The organism is Bradyrhizobium sp. BRP56 (assembly GCF_020194035.1).
GTDB lineage: Bacteria > Pseudomonadota > Alphaproteobacteria > Rhizobiales > Xanthobacteraceae > Bradyrhizobium > Bradyrhizobium australafricanum.
The window spans coordinates 1-387 of record NZ_JADYVV010000245.1 but is presented as its reverse complement, the minus strand read 5'-3'; the positions used below and the strand labels follow the sequence as shown (position 1 = coordinate 387).

Annotated in this window: 1 protein-coding gene; it reads right to left on the bottom strand. The window is 49.4% G+C overall.

Going from position 1 to position 387, the window contains the following annotated elements; genetic code table 11:
* A partial coding sequence (locus I6F38_RS43605; protein ID WP_225164743.1) for a type II secretion system protein GspL occupies positions 1-387 on the bottom strand: 387 nt, incomplete at both ends.

The following is a 387-nucleotide window of genomic DNA, read 5'->3' as shown; positions in this document are numbered from 1 at the left end:
GCATGTCATAGCGCTGGAATGCAATATCGGCAGAATACAAACTCAGTGATGGTATTTCAGGATGCTGGATAAGTGGATTGGCCGCTGCAACGCCGTGAGGCGCTACACCATAACAACGCATATTCTCAGGCGGAAACTGGTTAGCAAGATGCTGTAACCAGTGTTCATCCAGTTCGTTGAAGGCATGTGCGGCACTGCGAATAAGCCAGCTTGTTTGCTGGTTAACCAGAGTCCAGCTATCTACTTCCCAGGGAAGATAGCAGCCATCTGGCAAAACCCGCGTCACGTTGAGTCCGGCAGTATGTAAACGCTCAAGATAACGACTGAGTTTCTCCGACTGAATGCCTATCACCTCGACACTTTCGTTTTGTTTATCGACAACCGTCC